This window comes from Chitinophaga polysaccharea, assembly GCF_902150045.1.
Lineage (GTDB): Bacteria > Bacteroidota > Bacteroidia > Chitinophagales > Chitinophagaceae > Chitinophaga > Chitinophaga polysaccharea_A.
In genome coordinates this window covers 400,589-420,692 of sequence record NZ_CABFVU010000003.1, presented here as the reverse complement: position 1 = coordinate 420,692, position 20,104 = coordinate 400,589, and the positions used below count along the sequence as shown (strand labels likewise).

Sequence of the window (20,104 nt, the reverse complement as noted above, 5' to 3'; positions counted from 1 at the left end):
TTTAATTCCTCTTTCTGAGCTTTGTGCTATGAAATCTGGCATTATGCGAACTATCAGGATGCTGTTCCTAACAGCTTGTGTTTCCAGCCTGGGCTTTATTCAGTATTCACAGGCACAGGTTACTTCCCAACCTGCAACATTGCAGCAAGTGGAAGATTCTTTCCTCGTAAAAAATTATTTATTACTGGCACAACGCTACCAGGTAGATGCTTCCAAAGCACTGGTACGGCAGGCGAAGATGTGGAACAATCCCTCCTTCAGCACCGTACTGGGATTCGGAAGTACCAACAAATTCAAACCATTTGATGTGGGCGCCAGTGGCGAAACACAGTATAATGTGGACCAGCTGATCCAGCTGGCCGGCAAGCGGAACAAAACCATACAACTGGCCGCAGCAGCGGCAAAAATGAGCGAAGCCAACTTTGATGAATTGGTGCGTACCCTTCGCCTGCAACTCCGGGAAAACTTCTACAATATCTACTACCAGCAACAGATTGAAACCGTGTTAAAAGAACAGCTGGATAACCTGCAGAAAATTGTGGATGCATATGTAACAGCTGATAAGAAAGGAAGCGTGGCCCATGCAGACCTGGTAAGGTTGCAGGCATTACAGGTAGGTATTGAAAACGACTTTGCCGACCTGAAACAACAGGAACTGGAATCACAGAAGAACCTACAGCAACTGTTACATACCAGTGTTTTTTATGAAGCCCGGCTGCAACCAGCAGACCTGGCTTCATATAACCTGGATAAAATACAGCTGCAACCGCTGCTCGACAGCGTAGCACAGAACCGGCCGGATGTGCGTATAGCCGATATGCAATACCAGACCGCGCAGCTCAACTACCGCCTCCAGAAATCACTGGCTGTACCGGATCTTCACGTAGGCGCCACTTACGATAAACAAGGCAGTTATACGCCTAATTTCGTGGGGCTCACGCTGGGAATTGATCTGCCCACCTGGAACCGTAACCAGGGAAATATCCGCGCTGCGCAACTCCAGATCGGATCCGAACAGCAACAACTGCTGCAGCAACAGTCCATCGCACAGTCGGAAGTACTGAATGCCTACCAGCGCATAGTAACACTGGAAAAACGTTACAAAAGCTTTGACCTGCACCAGTTCCAGGGCGAGTTTGATACCCTGATAGCTGAAGTAGCCAAAAACTTCAGCAAGGGAAATATCTCCCTTCTTCAGTTCATCGATTACTTCAACAGTTACAGCGACAACGCCAAAAATATCAACAAGTTTTTATCCAACCGGGTAAATGCCTACGAAGAACTCAACTATGCAACAGGACAAGAATTATTTAAAAACTAAGCGCATGAAACAGCCTATCCTCATTATTGGCTTTTCGCTGCTGGCAACTATTCTGTGGAGTGGTTGCAAACACAGCCAGGCAGAAGATCAGGAAAAAACCACTTTCGTTCTCAGTGATACGATGCTGAAAAATATCCGTATCGATACTGCGCACCTGCAGCCTGTAATGAATGAAGTTCGTTTATCCGGTAAGGTTACCCCCAACGGTGGTAAGGTACTGAAGGTGTACCCGCTGGTAAGTGGTTATGTGGAAGATATAAAAGTACAGCTGGGCGATTATGTACAAAAAGGCCAGGTACTGGCAGTAATACACAGTGCGGAAATTGCCGATTATGAAAAGCAGCTGGCACAGGCCCAATCCGACCGCAATGTGGCAGATAAAAATCTCAAAGTGGCGCAGGACCTGTTCGAGAGCCGTTTGAATACAGATAAGGATGTGGTAAACGCCAAAGGGGAAGTACAGAAATCCAATGCTGAAATTAACCGCCTCAACGACCTGTTTAAAATATACCGCAAAGGTAAAGGCGCTACCTACCTGGTAACCGCCCCTATTTCCGGTTATATTATTGAGAAGAATATCAATAATAACATGGAGATCCGTACGGATAACAACACCAATATTTTCACCATTTCAGAACTGGACGATGTATGGGTGATGGCCAATGTTTTTGAAACAGATATTGCCCGTATCAAGGAAGGCTATGAAGCAGACGTGGTAACCGTAAGCTATCCTGATCAGCCCTTCCGCGGCAAGATCGATAAGATCTACAATTTCCTCGACCCTGCTACCAAAACCATGCAGGTAAGGATCAGTATCGATAATAAGAATATGTTGCTGAAGCCGGAAATGTTTGCTACCGTTTATGTGAAGTACCAGGATAACGATCAGAAAATAGCAGTGCCCTCTGCCGCTGTCATCTTCGATAACAGCAAAAATTATGTGCTGGTATTTAAAGACAAATTTAATATAGCCGTGCGCGAAGTAGAGGTAGATAAAACAGCCGGGGATATGACCTATATCTCTTCCGGCCTCGCTGCAAACGAGAAAGTGATCTCCAAAAACCAATTGCTCATCTACGATGCTCTTAAAGATTAAACGCGTCATGAAGCAACTGTTCTCCATAGGAGTGCTCACACTGGGCTGTACCCGCCTGCTGGCGCAGGATAAGAAGACGGATAGCATTATCCCCTACTCTTTCCATTTCCAGCAAACACTGGTAACGCAATGGCACCCGGATTTTTCTGCAAAGTATTCAGGTATCAACAGTTTCCGTACGCATGACAACGGCGCAACTTCCATTACCAGTACTATTTATGCAGGTATCCGCCCTTGGAAGAACCTGGAATTATATGTGAACCCGGAACTTGCAGGTGGGGAAGGTCTTAGCCATGCTACCGGCATTGCGGGTTTTCCCAACGGGGAAACCTTCCGCGTGGGCGATCCCAAACCTAAAATTTACCTGGCGCGTGCATATGGCGTTTATACATTACCGTTATCATCCGGTACGGAAACGGACCAGGATGACCTTAACAATGTAGGCGGCACCACTCCCACAAGATACCTGCGTTTTATTGGCGGTAAATACTGCCTTGCAGATTTCTTTGACCAGAACGATTACAGCCATGATCCCCGCACCCAGTTTATGAACTGGGCGCTGATGAGCAACGCTGCCTGGGATTACCCTGCAGATGTGCGCGGATATACCATGGCGCTCACGGTTCAGTACAGGTCTAACAACTGGCTGTTACAGGCCGCCACCTCCCTGGAACCGGAAGTAGCCAATGGTCCAAAGCTGAACTATCATTATGGCCAATCCAACGGTGAGGTAGTGGAAGTAACGCACACGCATACACTGAATAAGCATGAAGGGTCAGTACGGCTGATGGCTTTCATTAACCAGGCGCCCATGGGCAATTATAACGAAGCTGTAAACGCGGCTAAAGACACGCCGGATATCAGTGCAGTAAGGCGGAACGGCCATACCAAATACGGTTTCGGCATCAATATAAACCAGGAGCTGACCGGCAGCGGTGGCGCCTTCCTCAAAGCATCATGGAACGATGGGCATAATGAAACCTGGGCCTATACAGAAATTGACCGTTCAGTCAGTGCCGGATGGTTGCAAAGCGGCCAAAGCTGGCACCGTGCGCAAGACAATGCCGGCGCGGCACTCGTGGTAAACGGATTATCCGGCGACCACCGGAACTACCTTGCTGAAGGCGGCGCAGGTTTTATGATTGGCGACGGACGGCTCAACTATGCCCCTGAAGTAATTGCTGAAGTATTCTATCAATGTAACATCACCAGGCTACATATAGCTTTAAGCCCTGATTACCAGTTTGTGATGCATCCTGCTTATAACAGTGACCGCGGACCGGTGAATATTTTCGGGTTAAGGACCAGGGTAGCATTCTAAAGAACAGGAGTTATGAATAAATTCATTAGAAATATTGTAGCCTTTTCGCTGAGGAACAAACTGTTTGTTTTCATCAGTGTGGCCACGCTGATCGCAGCAGGCGTATTTTCCTTCTTACATACGCCCATTGAGGCTTTCCCCGATGTTACCAACACGCAGATAGTGATTGTAACCAAATGGAATGGCCGCAGTGCGCAGGAAGTGGAGCGTTTTGTAACGCTGCCCATAGAAGTATCTATGAATGCAGTGCAGAAAAAAACCAGTGTACGTTCTGTTACCATGTTTGGTTTGTCTGTAGTAAAGATCATGTTTGATGATGATGTAGAAGATTTCTTTGCCCGTCAGCAAGTGAACAACATGTTGCAGAGCATTAGTCTGCCTGACGGCGCTGAGCCGGAAGTGCAGCCACCCTACGGTCCTACCGGCGAAATATTCCGTTACTACCTGAAAAGCAGCAAGCGGGATTCACGTGATCTGCTTACCTGGCAGAACTGGGTCATAGACCGGCAGATCCGCAGCGTGCCCGGTGTAGCCGATGTGGTGGCCTTTGGCGGACAGGAAAAGATCTACGAGATCTCTGCAGACCCTGTACGGCTCGCCAAATACGATATTACCCCGCTGGAGCTGTACCAGGCCGTTACCAAAAGCAATGTGAACGTAGGTGGCGATGTGATAGAGAAAAACGGGCAGGCATACGTAGTGCGGGGAATCGGCCTGCTGAACAGTATCCCGGATATCAACAATATCATTGTTCAGAATATCAATGGCGTGCCCCTGCTGGTGAAGGATCTGGCCAATGTACATGAGGCATCCGCCCCTCGCGTGGGACAGGTGGGCATAGACAACAACGACGACCTGGTGGAAGGCATCGTAGTGATGCGTAAAGGGGAAAATCCCACAGAAGTATTGGCCCGCCTGAAAGATAAGCTGAAAGAGCTGAATGAAACCATCCTGCCGGATGATATCAAAATGGAAACATTCTACGACCGTGATAACCTGATGGAATTCTGTACCCACACGGTAATGCACAATCTGGCAGAAGGTATCATATTCGTAACTGTGATCGTATTCTTGTTCATGGCCGACTGGCGCACTACGGTGATCGTGTCTATCATTATCCCGCTGGCGCTGCTGTTTGCATTCATGTGCTTACGCTTAAAAGGTATGAGCGCCAACCTGCTGTCGATGGGGGCGATCGACTTCGGGATCATTATAGATGGGGCCGTGGTGATGGTAGAAGGCATCTTCGTAATGCTTGACCATAAAGCCCACAAATTTGGCATGGAGCGGTTCAACAAAATGGCGAAACTGGGATGGATCAAACAAACCGGCGGAGAGCTGGCAAAGGCCATCTTCTTTTCCAAACTTATTATTATCATCTCCCTGATCCCCATTTTCTCTTTCCAGAAAGTAGAAGGCAAAATGTTTTCACCACTGGCCTGGACACTGGGATTTGCATTGCTGGGCGCCCTGTTGTTTACCCTCACACTGGTGCCGGTACTGTGCTCCATTTTGCTCAACAGGAATGTGAAGGAAAAGAATAATCCACTGGTGAATTTCTTTGACCGTTTTGTAATGAAAGGCTTCAGCTGGACTTACCGGAACAAACGCCTCAGCATCACACTGGCACTGGCTTTCATGCTGCTTACTTTTATATCGGCGAAGTTCCTGGGCACAGAGTTCCTGCCACAGCTGAATGAAGGCTCCCTGTGGGTTACCACAGAATTGCCCATGAGCATGTCGCTTACCGAAAGCACCAAAATGGCGCATGATATCCGGCAGGACCTCGGCGGTTTCCCGGAAGTAAAAAGGGTATTGTCGCAGGTAGGCCGTTCCAACGATGGCACCGATCCCAACGGCTTTTACTTTGTGCAGTACCAGGTAGACCTGGCGCCAAAAGAAAGCTGGAAACGGAAGATCACGCAGGACGAGCTGATTGCGCAGATGGAAGCCCGTTTGAAGAAATACCCGGGCATCATTCTCAACTTCTCCCAGCCTATCAGCGACAACGTTTCTGAAGCGGTGGCCGGCTTCAAAGCAGCCAACGGGGTGAAGATCTTTGGCGACGATCTTGTGAAGCTGGAATCGCTTTCACAGCAGGTAATGGCGCAACTGAAAACGGTGCAGGGCATCAAGGATCTTGGTGTGATCCGGAATATTGGTCAGCCTGAAATGAGCATTAACCTCGACGATAATAAGATGGCCCAGTATGGCGTAGCCACCGGTGATGCGCAGGCAGTGATTGAAATGGCCATTGGCGGTAAAACCGCCACACAGCTGTATGAGGGTGAAAAGAAATTTGACATCCGCATCCGGTATGATGAGAACTACCGCAAAACGGAAGATGATCTTGCCAACCTGATGGTGCCTACTATCAACAATAATAAGATACCGTTGAAAGAAATTGCGGAGATTAAAACCATTACAGGACCGGCTTTCATTTACCGCGATAACAATAAACGCTTTATAGGCGTGAAGTTCTCTGTACGTGACCGCGACCTGGGTAGTACTATTGCCGAAGCGCAGGCGAAGATCAACCGGGTAGTAAAACTGCCCAAAGGCTACAGCATTGGCTGGACCGGTGAATTTGAAAACCAGGTACGCGCCACACAGCGTCTCGGACAGGTAGTGCCTATCAGTATCATCGCGATTTTCATGGTATTGTTCATGATGCTGGGCAGTGTGAAGGATGCAGGACTGGTGCTGATGAATGTGCCCTTTGCATTGATTGGCGGTATCCTGGCATTGCATATCACCAATATGAACTTCGGTATCTCCGCCGGGGTAGGTTTTATTGCCTTGTTTGGTATTTGTATCCAGAACGGGGTGATCCTCATTTCCGTATTCCATAAGAACCTGGAAGCAAAACTATCACTGAATGAATCTATCAGGCTGGGCGTACAAAGCCGTGTACGGCCTGTGGTAATGACAGCGATGATGGCCGCTATAGGCCTTATTCCCGCCGCCATATCACATGGTATAGGATCTGAAACACAGAAGCCGCTGGCGATTGTAGTAATTGGCGGGCTGATTACGGCAACGGTATTAACGTTGCTGGTATTCCCCATCATTTTCTATGGCGCTTATAAAAATAAGAGAGACCAGATGTAGTCAACAGATTGCGTATAGCCGTTCGCTTTAGTACAATACGAATGTGCATGCGCTGGTTTTTAGTTCGCATATAGGTTGATAGAATGGTCATAAAAAAGAAAAGGCCGGATCACCCCGGCCGGTTCGATTTTATGGTCAACTACTCCGCCCTGCCGAGAAGAAACAACGCGGGGCGGATTTTTTTATTCTATTTTTCTTCTTCTTGATTTATTGAACATCAGTCCTTTCTCCACTCCCTTGCGTAATTCTGCCTGTTGCTCCGGTGGTAGCGCGTGGGTAGTTTGACAAGCTTCACTGCAGCAGCCATCATATTTTTTTGCGCATGATTCACACTGGATAAACAAAAGGTGACAACCATCGTTCAGGCAATTGGTGTGGCTGTCGCAAGGCTCACCGCATTGGTGGCAATGACTGATAATATCGTCGCTGATGCGCTCTCCGAGACGGTCGTCGAACACGAAGTTCTTTCCTTTGAATTTAATGGGAAGCCCTTGTTGCCGTGCCTTGTTTGTATACTCAATAATACCGCCTTCCAGGTGAAATACATTCTTAAAGCCGTTGTGCAGCATATAAGCCGATGCTTTTTCGCAACGGATACCGCCGGTACAGTACATGATGATGTTCTTGTCTTTCTGATCAGCCAGCATATCCACAGCCATGGGCAGCTGATCGCGGAAAGTATCTGAAGGTACTTCTATAGCGCCTTCAAAATGCCCCACTTCATACTCGTAGTGATTTCTCATGTCTACGATCACCGTATCCGGGTCTTCCGTAAGTTTATTAAAAGTGACGGCATCCACATATCGGCCGCGATTGGCCATATCAAAGGTGGGGTCTGTAATACCGTCGGCCACGATCTTCTCACGTACTTTGATCTTCAGTACAAAAAAGGACTTGCCGTCGTCGTCAACAGCAATGTTCAGCCGGATGCCACTGAGAAAGTCGATAGCATATAATTGTTGCTTAAACGCCTCAAAATGATGCTCCGGCACGCTCACCTGGGCATTAATGCCTTCATGGGCTACGTAAATACGTCCGAAAGTGCCAAGTTGGAAAAGCGATTCGTACAATTGATCACGGAATGCCTTTGGGTCGGGGATTTTTGCGTATTGGTAGAAGGAAACGGTAACGCGTTTAAACGTTTCATTGGCCAGCCGGACTTTCAGTTCGGCGGCAGATACTCTGTTGTGTAATGCCATAATTGCTTGAAATTTTAAGGACGCCTGCGTCGCGAACAAAACTCCAATCAATTTTCTTTCATCTTAAAAGAACAATTGATTCAGGGCGCAAAGATAGCGAAATCCCTTGAATATCAATAATGATAAGGATCTGATTCCTTTGCCCACTGGTAAAGAACATGCAGAGAAAACCAGGCTATGGCGCTGATAATGAAGATGTAACCGATAAAACCGGGGGTTCTCAGTTCTGCCGCACCGGGCAGGTCATTTGTTTCCGTAATGTAGGCGGCTGCGGCCAGGACAATTCCGGACAGCAGCGCAATGAGGGCGATCTTTCTCATACCGGGTAATTCAAGAGGATGACTATTCGTTCTGGCATTAACGTGTGAGTAAAATGTGCACAGCGCTTATCCAAAATGTACTACCTTGATTAACGTATTCAGACAACCAAAAGTTCATCGTAGATCTAAAAAATATTTATTTTTTTATAACTATTTGATAATTATTGTATATATCTTTGCGAAAACGTTACAACCCCAATTGGCACCCTTTTTGAAAAATGACTTAAGAAGCAATATTGTTTAACCCGAAAATGTTATTTTATGAGTATTTACATTACTTACTTTATTTATGCAATTGTTGGTATCTGGATTTACAGGTTACTGGCTTATTTCTTTGACGAAAAGAAAGAAATAAAGAGCAGGAAGAAATTCTAGAACCGGTCGGTGAATAGTGAGATACGGGGATTTTGTTACCTGGCAAGCATATCTGGTGGTAACAGGGTCCCCGGAATCAGTGTCAGTTAGTTTTAAGCTTTACCATGTTGCCCAGGATTCCCCCAAAGCCAACACGCACCCCGATACGGGTATCTTCTTTACTTTGATAGCCTGCCACTACATCTACCCTGATCATCTTGAAAATATTTTCAATACCCCCGAAAACTTCCATATAGTTATTGTCGCTGTTTACATAAAACCCATTGGCGCCAGCCACCAGGTTCCATTTCAGCCGGTTCAGCAACGGGATTTTATTGGTGAGTAAGCCATTGAAATGATGTTCCACATTGGCAGTGGCATAAAATGGCGCAGTAGTGCTATACCGGTAATACGGCGCCAGCTGGAAGCTGTTCAGGTATTTTATATTGTAGAAGGTTTGATTACCGTTGAAATGCTGGTAATCGGGTATCTGTACATTCCGGTCGTTCAGGAAGCCTCCTATACCAATATGGTAGCGGAATTCACCCAGCAGTTTGAAATTCATATTGTCCTGCACCGAAAAATTCCATTTATCAAAATCAACAATGCTGTTCCCCACATTGGGTATGCCTTTGCTGTATCCGATGATGAAGGTGGGATATTTTGAACCAAAAGGGATTTTGCGGTCGGGCAATTCCACAAATTGTTGTCCGGGCTGGAATGTGAAGCTGGCATCCAGCACCAGCGCCTGGTGTTTTTCAAATGGTACGTTCGCCAGCTCATAAGGATGATTGGGCGTAAACTGTTTACGGTCGTTTTTAAAGATCACGAAATCGGTAGTGTTTTCCAATGGGTTCCTGCTTTCATAAGCAGCCCCTACCGACAACTTATCATTTGTCTGGAATGTACGGGTATAGCGTAGTTTGCCGAACCAGTTTTCATACAGCTTCATATAGTTCTCCTTCAGGAACAGGGTATAAAACTCGTTGGCAATATTATCGATGGGATTATCCTGGTTGAACTGGGAAACACGCTTCCCTCCAGCCAGCAACCAGTCGTTGCGGCCAAAACGCTTACGCTCCTTACTGCGGTTGCTGAAATCAATTTGCGTATAGGCATTGAAGTGAGTATTGCTCAATCCGTACCGCAGGAAGGGGGTAATGCGTAAACTGCTTTCTTCCCCGGTGTAGATGTTCAGGTCTGGTTCCAGGGCAATCACCAGGCCTTCCACGGTGTTATACTTCAATGATTTCAGCAGTCCTCTTACGCCCAGGGAATTATACTGAATGGAGCTGTCGCGGCGAAAATAATACTTGCGTTTCACCCCGTTCCAGAGCACATCCATTACCTTAACGCGTGGTTGTTTATGTTGCAGGGAATCGAGGTGATAACGGGAAAAGGAGGAGTCGCGCGCCGCCTTGGCGATGCTGTCTTTTTCGTGATAATCCTTTACCTCATCGGTTTCCAGTGGCACCGGCCGTACACTGTCCCAGTATGTGTGCGTCTGTTTATCAAAAGCAGAATCATACTTGAGGAAAGTGTTATCAAAGAACTTTGGCGGGAAACGGGGGGCTACATTATAATCGGAATATACATTTACAAAGCTGCCTCCCATGCGGAAGCCAAATTTATTAAAGGATATATGTATCACCTGGTCTTTTACACGCCATATATCTCCTGTAACGGGTACGTGTGTCTGGCGTATTTCCAGTGAATCCATCAGCTCCAGCTGGTATTCACTGGTAAGGAGCAGGTCTGTGCTGTGAATACGCCAATCGCTGTCTGTAATAAAGATATAGCCTGAAAACAGGGGCTCATGTTTACGGCGGGGAATAACCTGTATCTTGTTCACTGTTTTACCGTCTTCTGTAAATGTACCTTCCAGGTGATATTGATAATAGGCCAATGCATTTTCAGCAATAGGTGAAATATAGCCCCTGGGGCCCATTTGCGTGATCACTGCGGAAACGTTATTATCATAGAAGCTGATGATGGCAGGGAAACTCAAACCGAAGCCGCCGCCGCTTTTCCGGGAAGAAATTACTTCCAGTTTGATTTTGTCCGGTTGCCGAGCAGATATTTTTGTTACTGATTCCGACAGGAAGATCATGCCTTTCCCGGTGCTGTCTACCCCCATATCCTTCTTATCTATCTTCTGCCCCATAAATCTTCCGGGAACGCCTTTCATCCCTATGGTTCCTTTGATATACGACATGCAGGTATATTCCTTTACCTGTTCCTGGTAGAAATGTCTTTTCTTAATAGCCTGCCGGATGATGGCGTATGCAGGATCTTCTCCATTTGCTTTCACCACCACTTCCTTTATCTGCATATTCACTGGCTGCAGGCGGAAGTCGAGTATTTGCGCAGAGGTATTTACGTTAAGCGGCAGCTCTGTTCTTTTAAAGCCGATATACTGGCATACCACGGTATATTGTCCTGGCGCCAGATCAAGCTGGTACTGGCCGGCGGCATTGGTAGTAGTACCGGTAGTGGTTCCTTTTATGAAGATGGTAGCAAATGGAAGTGGTTGATCTTTATCATCCGTTACGCGGCCTTTTACCACAATAGCCTGGCAGTAGCTGGAAATGAAAATGCAAAACAGGGCAGACAGGTAATACTTCATATTCCAAATGTAACGGCGAACAGCTTATGGGTTATTGGTGTAAACTGTTTTATCAGAATTTTAACAGCCTGGATAAGTAATCAGGCGACCTTTTTAGGAGCACGGACAAACGCAGCGGTGCTGGCCGCAAAACCGGCTACCAGCGCGCCCAGAAACGAGCTAACCGCTCCCATCAGCGGTCCGCTCCGCACCTTCAATATCATTTCACTCATACGGTTGGCCAGCAGGTGATCGTTTCTTACATCCATATAAAAAGCAAGGATCATCCATAATACAAAAATGCCCATGAAGGCGCTGAAGAATGATTTACCCGGAGATAACGGCATCAGCAGGGTAACGAGAAAAGCGACGAGCGCTACACTCCACCAGGGTAGTATCATACCTGCTGCATAAGCCAGGAGCAGAACGAGGAGAAAATGGGCAAAGGATTTCATAGTTCTAATATAAGTAGAAAAGTTTAAAAATAAGGGAGGCTAGTCACAATAAGGGAAGCGTTTTTTGAATCTTTTAAAGATCAGCGGAGAAAATACGAGTTGATCTTTATCCAACGAGATGTCACCTGCGGTCATCTCCTGCGAAAAGGTCCATACCTCATCGCCGGACTTTCCATCCATTAACCGGAATGTAAACATTTTGTTATTCCTTTTGATAGCTCTCAAAGCCTGGCTAAGTCCTTCGCTTGCGGCCAATCCTATTGGCCATGGTGCCGGTGCTCCAACAGCCACATTTCCCCGGCTGCTAAGTGTAGCAGTGGTTGTAATACAGGCATCTACCTTCAATACTTTTGCGATAGCAGACATATCCAGGTAAGGTACTTTCCGCAGATCCAAACCGGCTCTTTTTAAAATGGAATCAGTTGTTTGCCATGATTGTACTTCTACCAACAACCGGCCCGTATCACTGGTAATGGTTTGGTATAATGCCTCCTGCAACTGTATACCGTATTTTATTTCAAGCGCCATAAATGCTTTCATACTACTGTCCGACAAACTTCTATACTCTGCAAACGTCGTTCTGACGGGCAGCACTGCAATCACTTTATGATCATAATTGCTTTGCGCTGCTGTATACAACGGATAAGTGCCAGTCAATAAAAGCAACAGGAATAATATTTTCTTCATAGAGGGGAAACTATCAGGTCACACATGACCGGGTTACATGACTTAAAGGGGGTGAATCACAAAATGGGGCTGTTGTTATTCATTTTCGACTACAGTATTGGACCATGAGCAAACGGGCAATGAATTTTATATCAGTACATTGATTTTGCTGATTATCTTTTAAAAATCAAAGATGATCAAATCCGGGTAATCAGCAAAATCAACGCGATCCTGGGTCAGACCAGACCCGCGGCGCTCGATTCCAGCGCCTGTTCTATATCTTCCAAAATATCCTTAATATTTTCCAGTCCAACTGAAATCCTTATCAGGCCTGGTGTTATACCCGCAATGGCCCTTTCCTCATCAGAAAGCTTTGCATGCGTGGTGCTGGCCGGATGGGAGGCAATACTGCGGCTGTCGCCCAGGTTAGCTGTTAATGAGAGCAGCTGCAATGCATCCAGGAAACGGACACCCTGCTGCAGGCCGCCTTTGAGCTCAAAACATACAATACCGCCGCCACCGCTCATTTGTTTTTGAGCGATACTGTATTGCGGGTGACTGGGAAGCAAAGGATATTTTACAGACAGCAGGTGGGGATTGTTTTCCAGCCCCTGCGCCAGTTTTAATGCACTGGAGGAATGACGCTCTACTCTCACGAACAGGGTTTCCAGGCTTTTGCTGAGCACCCAGGCGTTAAACGGCGACATAGCCGGGCCTGTGCTTCTGCAAAAGGTATGGATCTCCTTGATCAGCTCTGCTTTACCAACTACTACCCCGCCCAGTACGCGGCCTTGCCCGTCGATCCATTTGGTAGCTGAATGTGTTACCAGGTGGGCGCCGTATTCGATTGGCCGTTGCAATACTGGCGTCGCAAAACAGTTATCGACGTTCAGGATGAGATTATGCTTATTGGCAATTCCTGCCAGCAGTTCCAGGTCAATGATTTCCAGGCCCGGGTTGGAGGGTGTTTCCACGAAGATCATCTTCGTATTGGGTTTGATCATCGCTTCTATGCCTGCCGGATCGGTCATATCAAAATAAGAAGTTTCAATGCCCCACTTAGGGAGGAACTTCGTGATCACAGTGTGGGTAGAGCCGAAGATAGCGCGGGCCGATAACAGGTGGTCGCCGTTTTTCAGCAGGGCCATAAAGCCGGCAAATATTGCGCTCATGCCGGAAGCGGTGGCATATCCTGCTTCTGCTCCTTCCAGGGCGCACATCTTCTTTACAAATTCGTCTACATTGGGATTGCTGAAACGGCTGTAGATATTGAAGTCTGTTTCATCCGCAAAAGTAGCCCGCATTTCTTCCGCATTATCAAAACAAAAACTGGAAGTCAGGAACATGGGTGCAGAATGCTCCATCTGGTCTGTTTTAGACATCTGCATTCTTACCGCATTGGTATCCGGCTGGTATTGATTTTTTTCTTTGCTCATGGATATGGTAATTACAGCATTTTTAAGCGTTCAGTTTCACTTCCCAGGTCAGTTTAGTATTTCCCTGACGCAGGGTTTCCGCCACAGAACAATATTTGTTCATAGACAATTCCACAGCGCGTGCTGCTTTATCGGGATCGATATTACCTTTGAGATGGAACACCAGGTGAGCGGTTTCCCAGAGGGAAGGCTCCTTGCCTTTTTCTCTTTCTGCATCAATTTCTATACGGAAATCTGTTACTTCCTGGCGTTGTTTCTTCAGGATCATCATCACATCAATGGCAGAGCAGCCGCCCAGGCCCATGATCACCATTTGCATGGGTCTTACGCCATTGTTCTTGCCGCCATTCTCCACAGATGAGTCCATCAGTACTTTGTGGCCGCCTTCATCTACTGCCTCCATATTAAATCCGTCATCTACTCTTTGTAATGCTATCTTCATGATTATTAGGTTATCTTCAACAAAGATAAATAAAACCATCAGGATTTATGCAGTGACCGCCATTCGTAAATCATCAGTTGTATTTTACAATATTTAATTCTGATATTGTAGTTTTGCGCAAATTTGAAGAAGCATTGTCGGCAAAGGTATTTTACACTCAGACAGCATTCCGGTTAGAGTCCGGGGAAGTATTACCGGGATTACATATCGCGTATCATACATATGGTACGATGAAAGAAGATGGAAGTAACGTGGTTTGGGTATGTCATGCCCTCACGGCCAACAGTGATGCAGCTGATTGGTGGACCGGACTGATAGGGGCCGGTAAAGCCATTGACCCCGACAAGCACTTTATTGTTTGCGCCAATATCATTGGCTCCTGCTATGGCAGCAGCGGCCCGCACACCACTAATCCTGAAACGGGGCATCCCTGGTACAAGCAATTCCCCACCGTCACCATCCGCGATATGGTACAGGCGCATATCCTCCTCAGGCAGCACCTGCAGATACCCCGTATCCACCTGCTGATAGGCGGTTCCATGGGGGGATACCAGGCCCTGGAATGGTCGTTGTTCGAGCCGGCTGTTATAGACCGCCTCTTTTTACTGTGCACCGGCGCAGCGGAAAGCGCCTGGGGTATTGCTATCCACACGGCGCAGCGACTGGCCATTGAAGCGGATGATACCTGGCAGGACAATAACCACAGCGCAGGTTCAAAAGGGCTGAAAGCCGCCAGGGCTATCGGTATGCTTACTTATCGCAACTACCAGACCTTTGTGCGCGCACAATCTGATGAAGATAAAGAGAAGACCGATAACTTCAGGGCTTCTTCCTATATCAATTACCAGGGCGATAAACTCGTAAAACGTTTCAATGCGCAATCGTACTGGCTGCTCACCAAAGCGATGGACAGCCACAATATTGCCCGTGGCCGCCATGAGGACATTACCACTACCCTTTCTCACATCCGGCAGCCTACGCTGCTGATCGGCATCAGCAGCGATATTTTATGTCCGCCGGAAGAACAGCAGTTTATGGCAGCACATCTCCCCAATGCCACTTATCATGAAATAGACTCTTCGTACGGACATGATGGTTTCCTGATAGAATTTGAGAAGATCGGCAAGATCTTACGGGAATGGATGCACTAAAAATATATTGATTCTGAAGATCTTACAGGAAGATATATGCAGCAGGATAACCCTGCTGCATTTTTATTTTAATCCCCTGCGCTCCCGATGGCTATATGCGGTTTTTTTTCATTATATTTATTTAAACCAAGTCTAAACCTTTTATAAATCCATCGTGTATGAGAAGCATTCTAATCAAAGCCTTCACAGGCTGCCTGGTGCTTTTATTATCCCTTACCCAGGTAATTTCAGCACAACCCCCCGCCACTATTCATGGTACTGTACGCGAAAAAGGTTCCGGCAACGTCATGCCTGGTGTGACCGTAGCGGTTAAAGGTTCCTCCACCGGTACCATTACCGGCAGCGGCGGCGCCTTCACCCTTAAAACCACTCACGCTTTCCCGCTAACCCTCGTGTTCTCTTACGTGGGTTTTAAAACAGAAGAGCACGAGGTTTCTTCCGCTACCAGCAACCTGGATGTGCAGCTCAGCTCTACGGAAATTCTCGGTCAGGAAGTAGTGGTTGCCGCCAGCCGTACACAGGAAAGCATCCTGCAATCGCCCGTATCCATCGAAAAACTGGATGCCCGTGCCCTGAAAGCCTCTCCTGCAGCCTCTTACTACGATGCGCTGGCCAACCTGAAAGGCGTGGAAATGAGCACCCAGAGCTTAACATTCAAATCAGTGAACACCCGCGGTTTTAACAGCAATGGCAATACCCGCGTGCTGCAACTGAATGATGGAATGGATAACCAGGCTCCAGGTCTGAATTTCGCGGTAGGCAACATGGTGGGCATTCCTGAAGTGGACCTGGATAATATGGAGCTTATTCCTGGCGCGGCTTCCGCCCTGTATGGCCCCAATGCACTCAACGGCATCCTGCTGATGAACAGCAAAAACCCCTTCCAGTACCAGGGATTAAGCGCCCTGGTGAAAACCGGCTTCCTGAATGATGCCGGGCGCTCTACTGCCACTACCGGTTTTTACGATGTGTCTGTTCGTTATGCGCACGCCTTCAGTGATAAGGTTGCATTCAAACTGAATGTTGGCTACCTCCAGGCAAAAGACTGGCAAGCTTATGATCAGCGCGACCAGAGCCTGGCAAACGGTCATACCCTGGAAAACGGTACCCGTGCCAATAATGAAGGTTATAATGGAGTGAATGTTTATGGAGATGAGAATACGGTGAATATGTACACCGGCCTCAAACCTTCCCTCATGCCGCAGATGATCGCATTGTCGCAGCAGCTGGGAGGCGCCCTCACACCAGATCAGTTATACAACGCCATCCTGCCTCCGCAGAATATGTCGAATGTAACCCGCACTGGTTACAATGAAGCGGATGTAGTGGATTATACCACCAAAAACCTAAAACTGAACGCTGCATTGCATTACCGGCTAACACCCAACCTGGAAGCCATTTTACAGGGTAGCTACGGTTCCGGTACCACGGTATACACCGGGGCCGACCGCTACTCCCTGAAAAACTTCAACATGGGTCAGTACAAAGTGGAACTTAAAAGCCCTGATTTCTACGTAAGATTATATACTACACAGGAAAGAGCGGGCGACAGCTATGCCGGTGGCACACTGGCTTCCGGTATCAATGAGGCCTGGAAAAGCAGCCAGCAATGGTATACAGAATACTTCGGTACTTATGGACTGGCCGCAGGCAATCTCTTTAAAACAACTTTTACCAATAACCTCGGACAAGGCGTTCCTGCTGCATTTGCAGCTGCCCAGGCGGCCGTTCAATCCCAGCAGGCAAACTTTATCAGCGCTGCCCGTGCTAACGCAGACAAGGGCCGCCTCATCCCCGGCACGCCTGAATTTGATGCCGCGGCAGACAAAGTGAAGAATAAACCCATACCCGGCGATGCTTCCGGCGTAGGCGCTAAATTCACTGATAAAACCAACCTGTACCAGGCGGAGTTCATGTATAACTTTCATAACCTGATCCATTTTGCAGAGATCCTGGCGGGCGGTAACTATCGCCGTTATGCGCTCAATTCCGAAAAAACACTGTTTGCAGTAGATGATAACGGCAAGGAGTTCCGCATCAATGAATACGGCGGTTATGTGCAGATCATGAAGAAGATCATAGAGGACCACGTGAAACTGACCGGCTCCCTGCGTTACGATAAGAATATGAACTTCAAAGGTCAGTTCAGCCCGCGCTTATCTGCCGTGTATACTTTCCTTGGTACGCATAATATCCGCGCTTCCTATCAAACCGGTTTCCGTATCCCGCATAACCAGGATCAGTATATCGATCTTGTAACTCCACAGGCGCACCTGATCGGAGGTTTGCCTTTCCTGCGTGAACGTTATGGTTTGGATAAAGGACCGGTATTCTCCCTGCAATCTGTACAGGCAGGAAACCCTACACAGTATGTTTTCCGCGAGTTCCTCCCGGAAAGGATCCAGGCATACGAAATCGGTTATAAAGCCGTGATCGCAAAGCAACTGCTGGTAGATGCCTATATCTATAAGAACGATTTCAAGAATATGAACGGTACGCAGATGCTGGTACAGCCAACTGCCGATCCTGCCAAGAACAATTTATTCTCCGTGCCGGTAAGCGCCACCGAAGTGGTGCACTCATGGGGATGGGCGCTGGGACTGGATTACAGCCTGCCGCTTAATTTCACCGCAGGTGGTAACATTTCCTATAATGAACTGACCAATGAAAAAGATCTTGGTTCATTTATGGCGACGTACAATACACCCAAAGTACGTTACAGCCTGAATTTCGGCAACCGCAACATTGCCAATTCCAATTTTGCCTTTAATATTTTATGGAAATGGCAGCAGTCATTCGTATGGCAATCTACTTTTGTAGGGCCTAATTTAAATGCTGCGGGACTGAGTGAAATTCCTGCCTTTGGCACACTGGATGCCATGGTAAGCAAGTTTTTCCCGAAAGCTAAAACCACGGTTAAACTGGGAGCAGCCAACCTGCTGAACAAAAAGTACATTCAATCATGGGGTAACCCGACTATCGGAACACAAGCCTATATTTCCATAGGTTACAATTTATAAAAGAGAAGCCCCGGGTACTAATAGTGCCCGGGGCTTTTTATGTTTGCCTGCCTGTTACTATACTACATCCCACCAGGGCTTATCTGATGAAGGATTCTGTTTGTTAAGCGGTTCCCGTTTAAAGTCGGCCACTGCTTTTTTAGCGGGACTATCGCCGGTCCATAAAGCCCGTGCTTCCGTTTTTATATCCTCGCGTTGCAACAGGGCGCCCAGTGTAGCTTTCAGCTTTATCCCCAGTTCCGGTTTCACCATATGTACAAAGTTGGCGTATCCTTCCATGCTGCTGATAATATTTTTTCCTTTGCCCCAGCTTTTGTTAGCCAAACCGGTTTTTGACACCTGGTGCAGCAATGCACGGAATTTACGAAGGGTGGTACGGTCCAGGCTCAGCTTTTCATTTACCACGATGCCGGTTACTTCGTGTTTATCGCCCTTGCGCATTACTTTCAACTTGTCGGGATGGATAGTAAATCCTTCTTCCTTTACAAACATTTTCACTGCGCGCAGTAACTGCCCTGCTTTATCAGCAGCAGGTCCTTTTGCAGAAAAGGTCATATCATCAGCATATCTCGTATAGGCGTAGCCGTATTTTGCCGCCAGGCCTGCAAAACGCCTGTCCAGTTTATAACAGATCAGGTTGGTGATAGCCGGGCTGGTCGGGGCTCCCTGCGGGAGATGTCTTGCTGTTTTAGCCACATAGTATTTGCGGCCATCGAGCAATACCTCATCTACTTCGGGTTCTGTACATATCAGCGCCAGTATGGTAGCTACCTGTTCAGCGTATCCGAGTTTACAGAATAATCCTTTTACACGTTTATAGGCGATAGATGGGAAGAAGTCGCGCAGATCAATGTTGATCACGATATCCTGTCCGGTATGCGGCGCGGCGTTGGTAACAATGGATCTACCGGGCACGAAACCATGTGCAGCTTTGTCATTTTTTATTTTATAAAGAATGTTTTCCAGGATCCAGTGCTGCGCAGCTTTCAGCTGTGGCATGGGAGCAGAAATGGTACGTGTGCCACCGGATTTTTTCGGGACCTGGAAACGTTGGTAATGGGTATGATGCCCTACTTTCCGGTTAAAGGACAAATACCTCAGTTTACCGATGGTGATACCCATGGCGTTTGCGAGTGCAGCGGCGTCGGCCCATACAGGTAATCCGAATTTCTGCAGTTGCGCCACATCCGGCACTTTTTTATTTAAGCCTGCAGACACTTCTTCACCGAGGTATACAATTTCCTGTTCACTTGTGACGGCCCACGCAGCGGCTTTTTCCTTCCTGGCGGTTTCACGGCGTTGTTTTGTTTCTTCTCTTTTCAGTTTGGCTTTAGCCATGCGGGCTTTGCGCATGTCTTCCAGCATTGCCCGCTTATTGCGGTAGCGTTGCCGTTCGCTGAGCAGTTCATTCAACTGCCGGCGCACCTCGCTCTCTTTTTGGATAAGGGTGGCTGCCGGTGAAGGCTTTGCAACGTTTTCGGCCCAGAAACCCAGGCGCGTCATTTCCTGTAATATATATTCCTCTTTTGAGGATGCACGTATCTTATCGTACAGTTGCTGACGGGTTAAGAACATGATAAATAGGTTTGTATTTATACTGTTTCATG

Annotated in this window: 14 protein-coding genes; 6 read left to right on the top strand and 8 right to left on the bottom strand. The window is 47.4% G+C overall.

Annotation, left to right across the window (positions count from 1 at the left end):
* The first annotated feature begins 43 nt into the window (after positions 1 to 43).
* From FN124_RS22010 to FN124_RS21995, 4 genes are read left to right on the top strand one after another with little or no spacing between them, the layout of a single operon-like run.
* Positions 44 to 1,321 (top strand): TolC family protein, encoded by a 1,278-nt coding sequence (locus FN124_RS22010; RefSeq protein WP_185937318.1) that lies wholly within the window; start codon positions 44 to 46, stop codon positions 1,319 to 1,321.
* A 4-nt stretch (positions 1,322 to 1,325) separates the two neighbouring features.
* On the top strand, positions 1,326 to 2,417 hold the full coding sequence (locus FN124_RS22005) for an efflux RND transporter periplasmic adaptor subunit (protein ID WP_142686935.1): 1,092 nt from the start codon (positions 1,326 to 1,328) through the stop codon (positions 2,415 to 2,417).
* Between the two features lie 7 nt (positions 2,418 to 2,424).
* On the top strand, positions 2,425 to 3,738 hold the full coding sequence (locus tag FN124_RS22000) for a carbohydrate porin (RefSeq protein ID WP_142686934.1): 1,314 nt from the start codon (positions 2,425 to 2,427) through the stop codon (positions 3,736 to 3,738).
* 12 nt (positions 3,739 to 3,750) lie between these two features.
* Positions 3,751 to 6,849: an efflux RND transporter permease subunit gene (locus FN124_RS21995; protein ID WP_142686933.1), complete on the top strand. Its 3,099-nt coding sequence runs from the start codon at positions 3,751 to 3,753 to the stop codon at positions 6,847 to 6,849.
* A gap of 182 nt (positions 6,850 to 7,031) precedes the next feature.
* On the opposite strand, the gene trhO is transcribed toward FN124_RS21995, so the two are convergent.
* From trhO to FN124_RS21960, 7 genes are all read right to left on the bottom strand, one after another.
* Positions 7,032 to 8,048: an oxygen-dependent tRNA uridine(34) hydroxylase TrhO gene (gene trhO / locus FN124_RS21990; RefSeq protein ID WP_221887862.1), complete on the bottom strand. Its 1,017-nt coding sequence runs from the start codon at positions 8,046 to 8,048 to the stop codon at positions 7,032 to 7,034.
* 113 nt (positions 8,049 to 8,161) lie between these two features.
* Positions 8,162 to 8,368 carry a hypothetical protein gene (locus FN124_RS21985; RefSeq protein ID WP_142686932.1) on the bottom strand — a complete coding sequence of 69 codons (207 nt, stop codon included), beginning with the start codon at positions 8,366 to 8,368 and terminating at the stop codon, positions 8,162 to 8,164.
* A 457-nt stretch (positions 8,369 to 8,825) separates the two neighbouring features.
* Positions 8,826 to 11,348, bottom strand: coding sequence for a DUF5686 and carboxypeptidase regulatory-like domain-containing protein (locus FN124_RS21980; RefSeq protein ID WP_142686931.1), 2,523 nt, complete (start codon positions 11,346 to 11,348; stop codon positions 8,826 to 8,828).
* An 80-nt stretch (positions 11,349 to 11,428) separates the two neighbouring features.
* Positions 11,429 to 11,782: a hypothetical protein gene (locus FN124_RS21975; RefSeq protein ID WP_142686930.1), complete on the bottom strand. Its 354-nt coding sequence runs from the start codon at positions 11,780 to 11,782 to the stop codon at positions 11,429 to 11,431.
* Positions 11,783 to 11,821: 39 nt separating this feature from the next.
* Positions 11,822 to 12,469 (bottom strand): hypothetical protein, encoded by a 648-nt coding sequence (locus FN124_RS21970; RefSeq protein WP_142686929.1) that lies wholly within the window; start codon positions 12,467 to 12,469, stop codon positions 11,822 to 11,824.
* A gap of 215 nt (positions 12,470 to 12,684) precedes the next feature.
* Positions 12,685 to 13,884, bottom strand: coding sequence for an O-succinylhomoserine sulfhydrylase (locus FN124_RS21965; RefSeq protein ID WP_142686928.1), 1,200 nt, complete (start codon positions 13,882 to 13,884; stop codon positions 12,685 to 12,687).
* 22 nt (positions 13,885 to 13,906) lie between these two features.
* On the bottom strand, positions 13,907 to 14,326 hold the full coding sequence (locus FN124_RS21960; protein WP_142686927.1) for an OsmC family protein: 420 nt from the start codon (positions 14,324 to 14,326) through the stop codon (positions 13,907 to 13,909).
* A gap of 113 nt (positions 14,327 to 14,439) precedes the next feature.
* Here FN124_RS21960 and metX point away from each other — a divergent pair, with 113 nt between their 5' ends.
* Both metX and FN124_RS21950 read left to right on the top strand, forming a co-directional pair.
* On the top strand, positions 14,440 to 15,477 hold the full coding sequence (metX, locus tag FN124_RS21955) for a homoserine O-acetyltransferase MetX (RefSeq protein WP_221887861.1): 1,038 nt from the start codon (positions 14,440 to 14,442) through the stop codon (positions 15,475 to 15,477).
* Between the two features lie 158 nt (positions 15,478 to 15,635).
* The gene (locus FN124_RS21950; RefSeq protein WP_142686926.1) at positions 15,636 to 18,497 is read left to right on the top strand and encodes a TonB-dependent receptor; all 2,862 of its coding nucleotides are present in this window, start codon (positions 15,636 to 15,638) and stop codon (positions 18,495 to 18,497) included.
* Between the two features lie 57 nt (positions 18,498 to 18,554).
* On the opposite strand, the gene FN124_RS21945 is transcribed toward FN124_RS21950, so the two are convergent.
* Positions 18,555 to 20,072, bottom strand: a complete 1,518-nt coding sequence (locus tag FN124_RS21945) for a reverse transcriptase family protein (protein WP_142686925.1) — start codon at positions 20,070 to 20,072, stop codon at positions 18,555 to 18,557.
* Positions 20,073 to 20,104 lie beyond the last annotated feature (32 nt).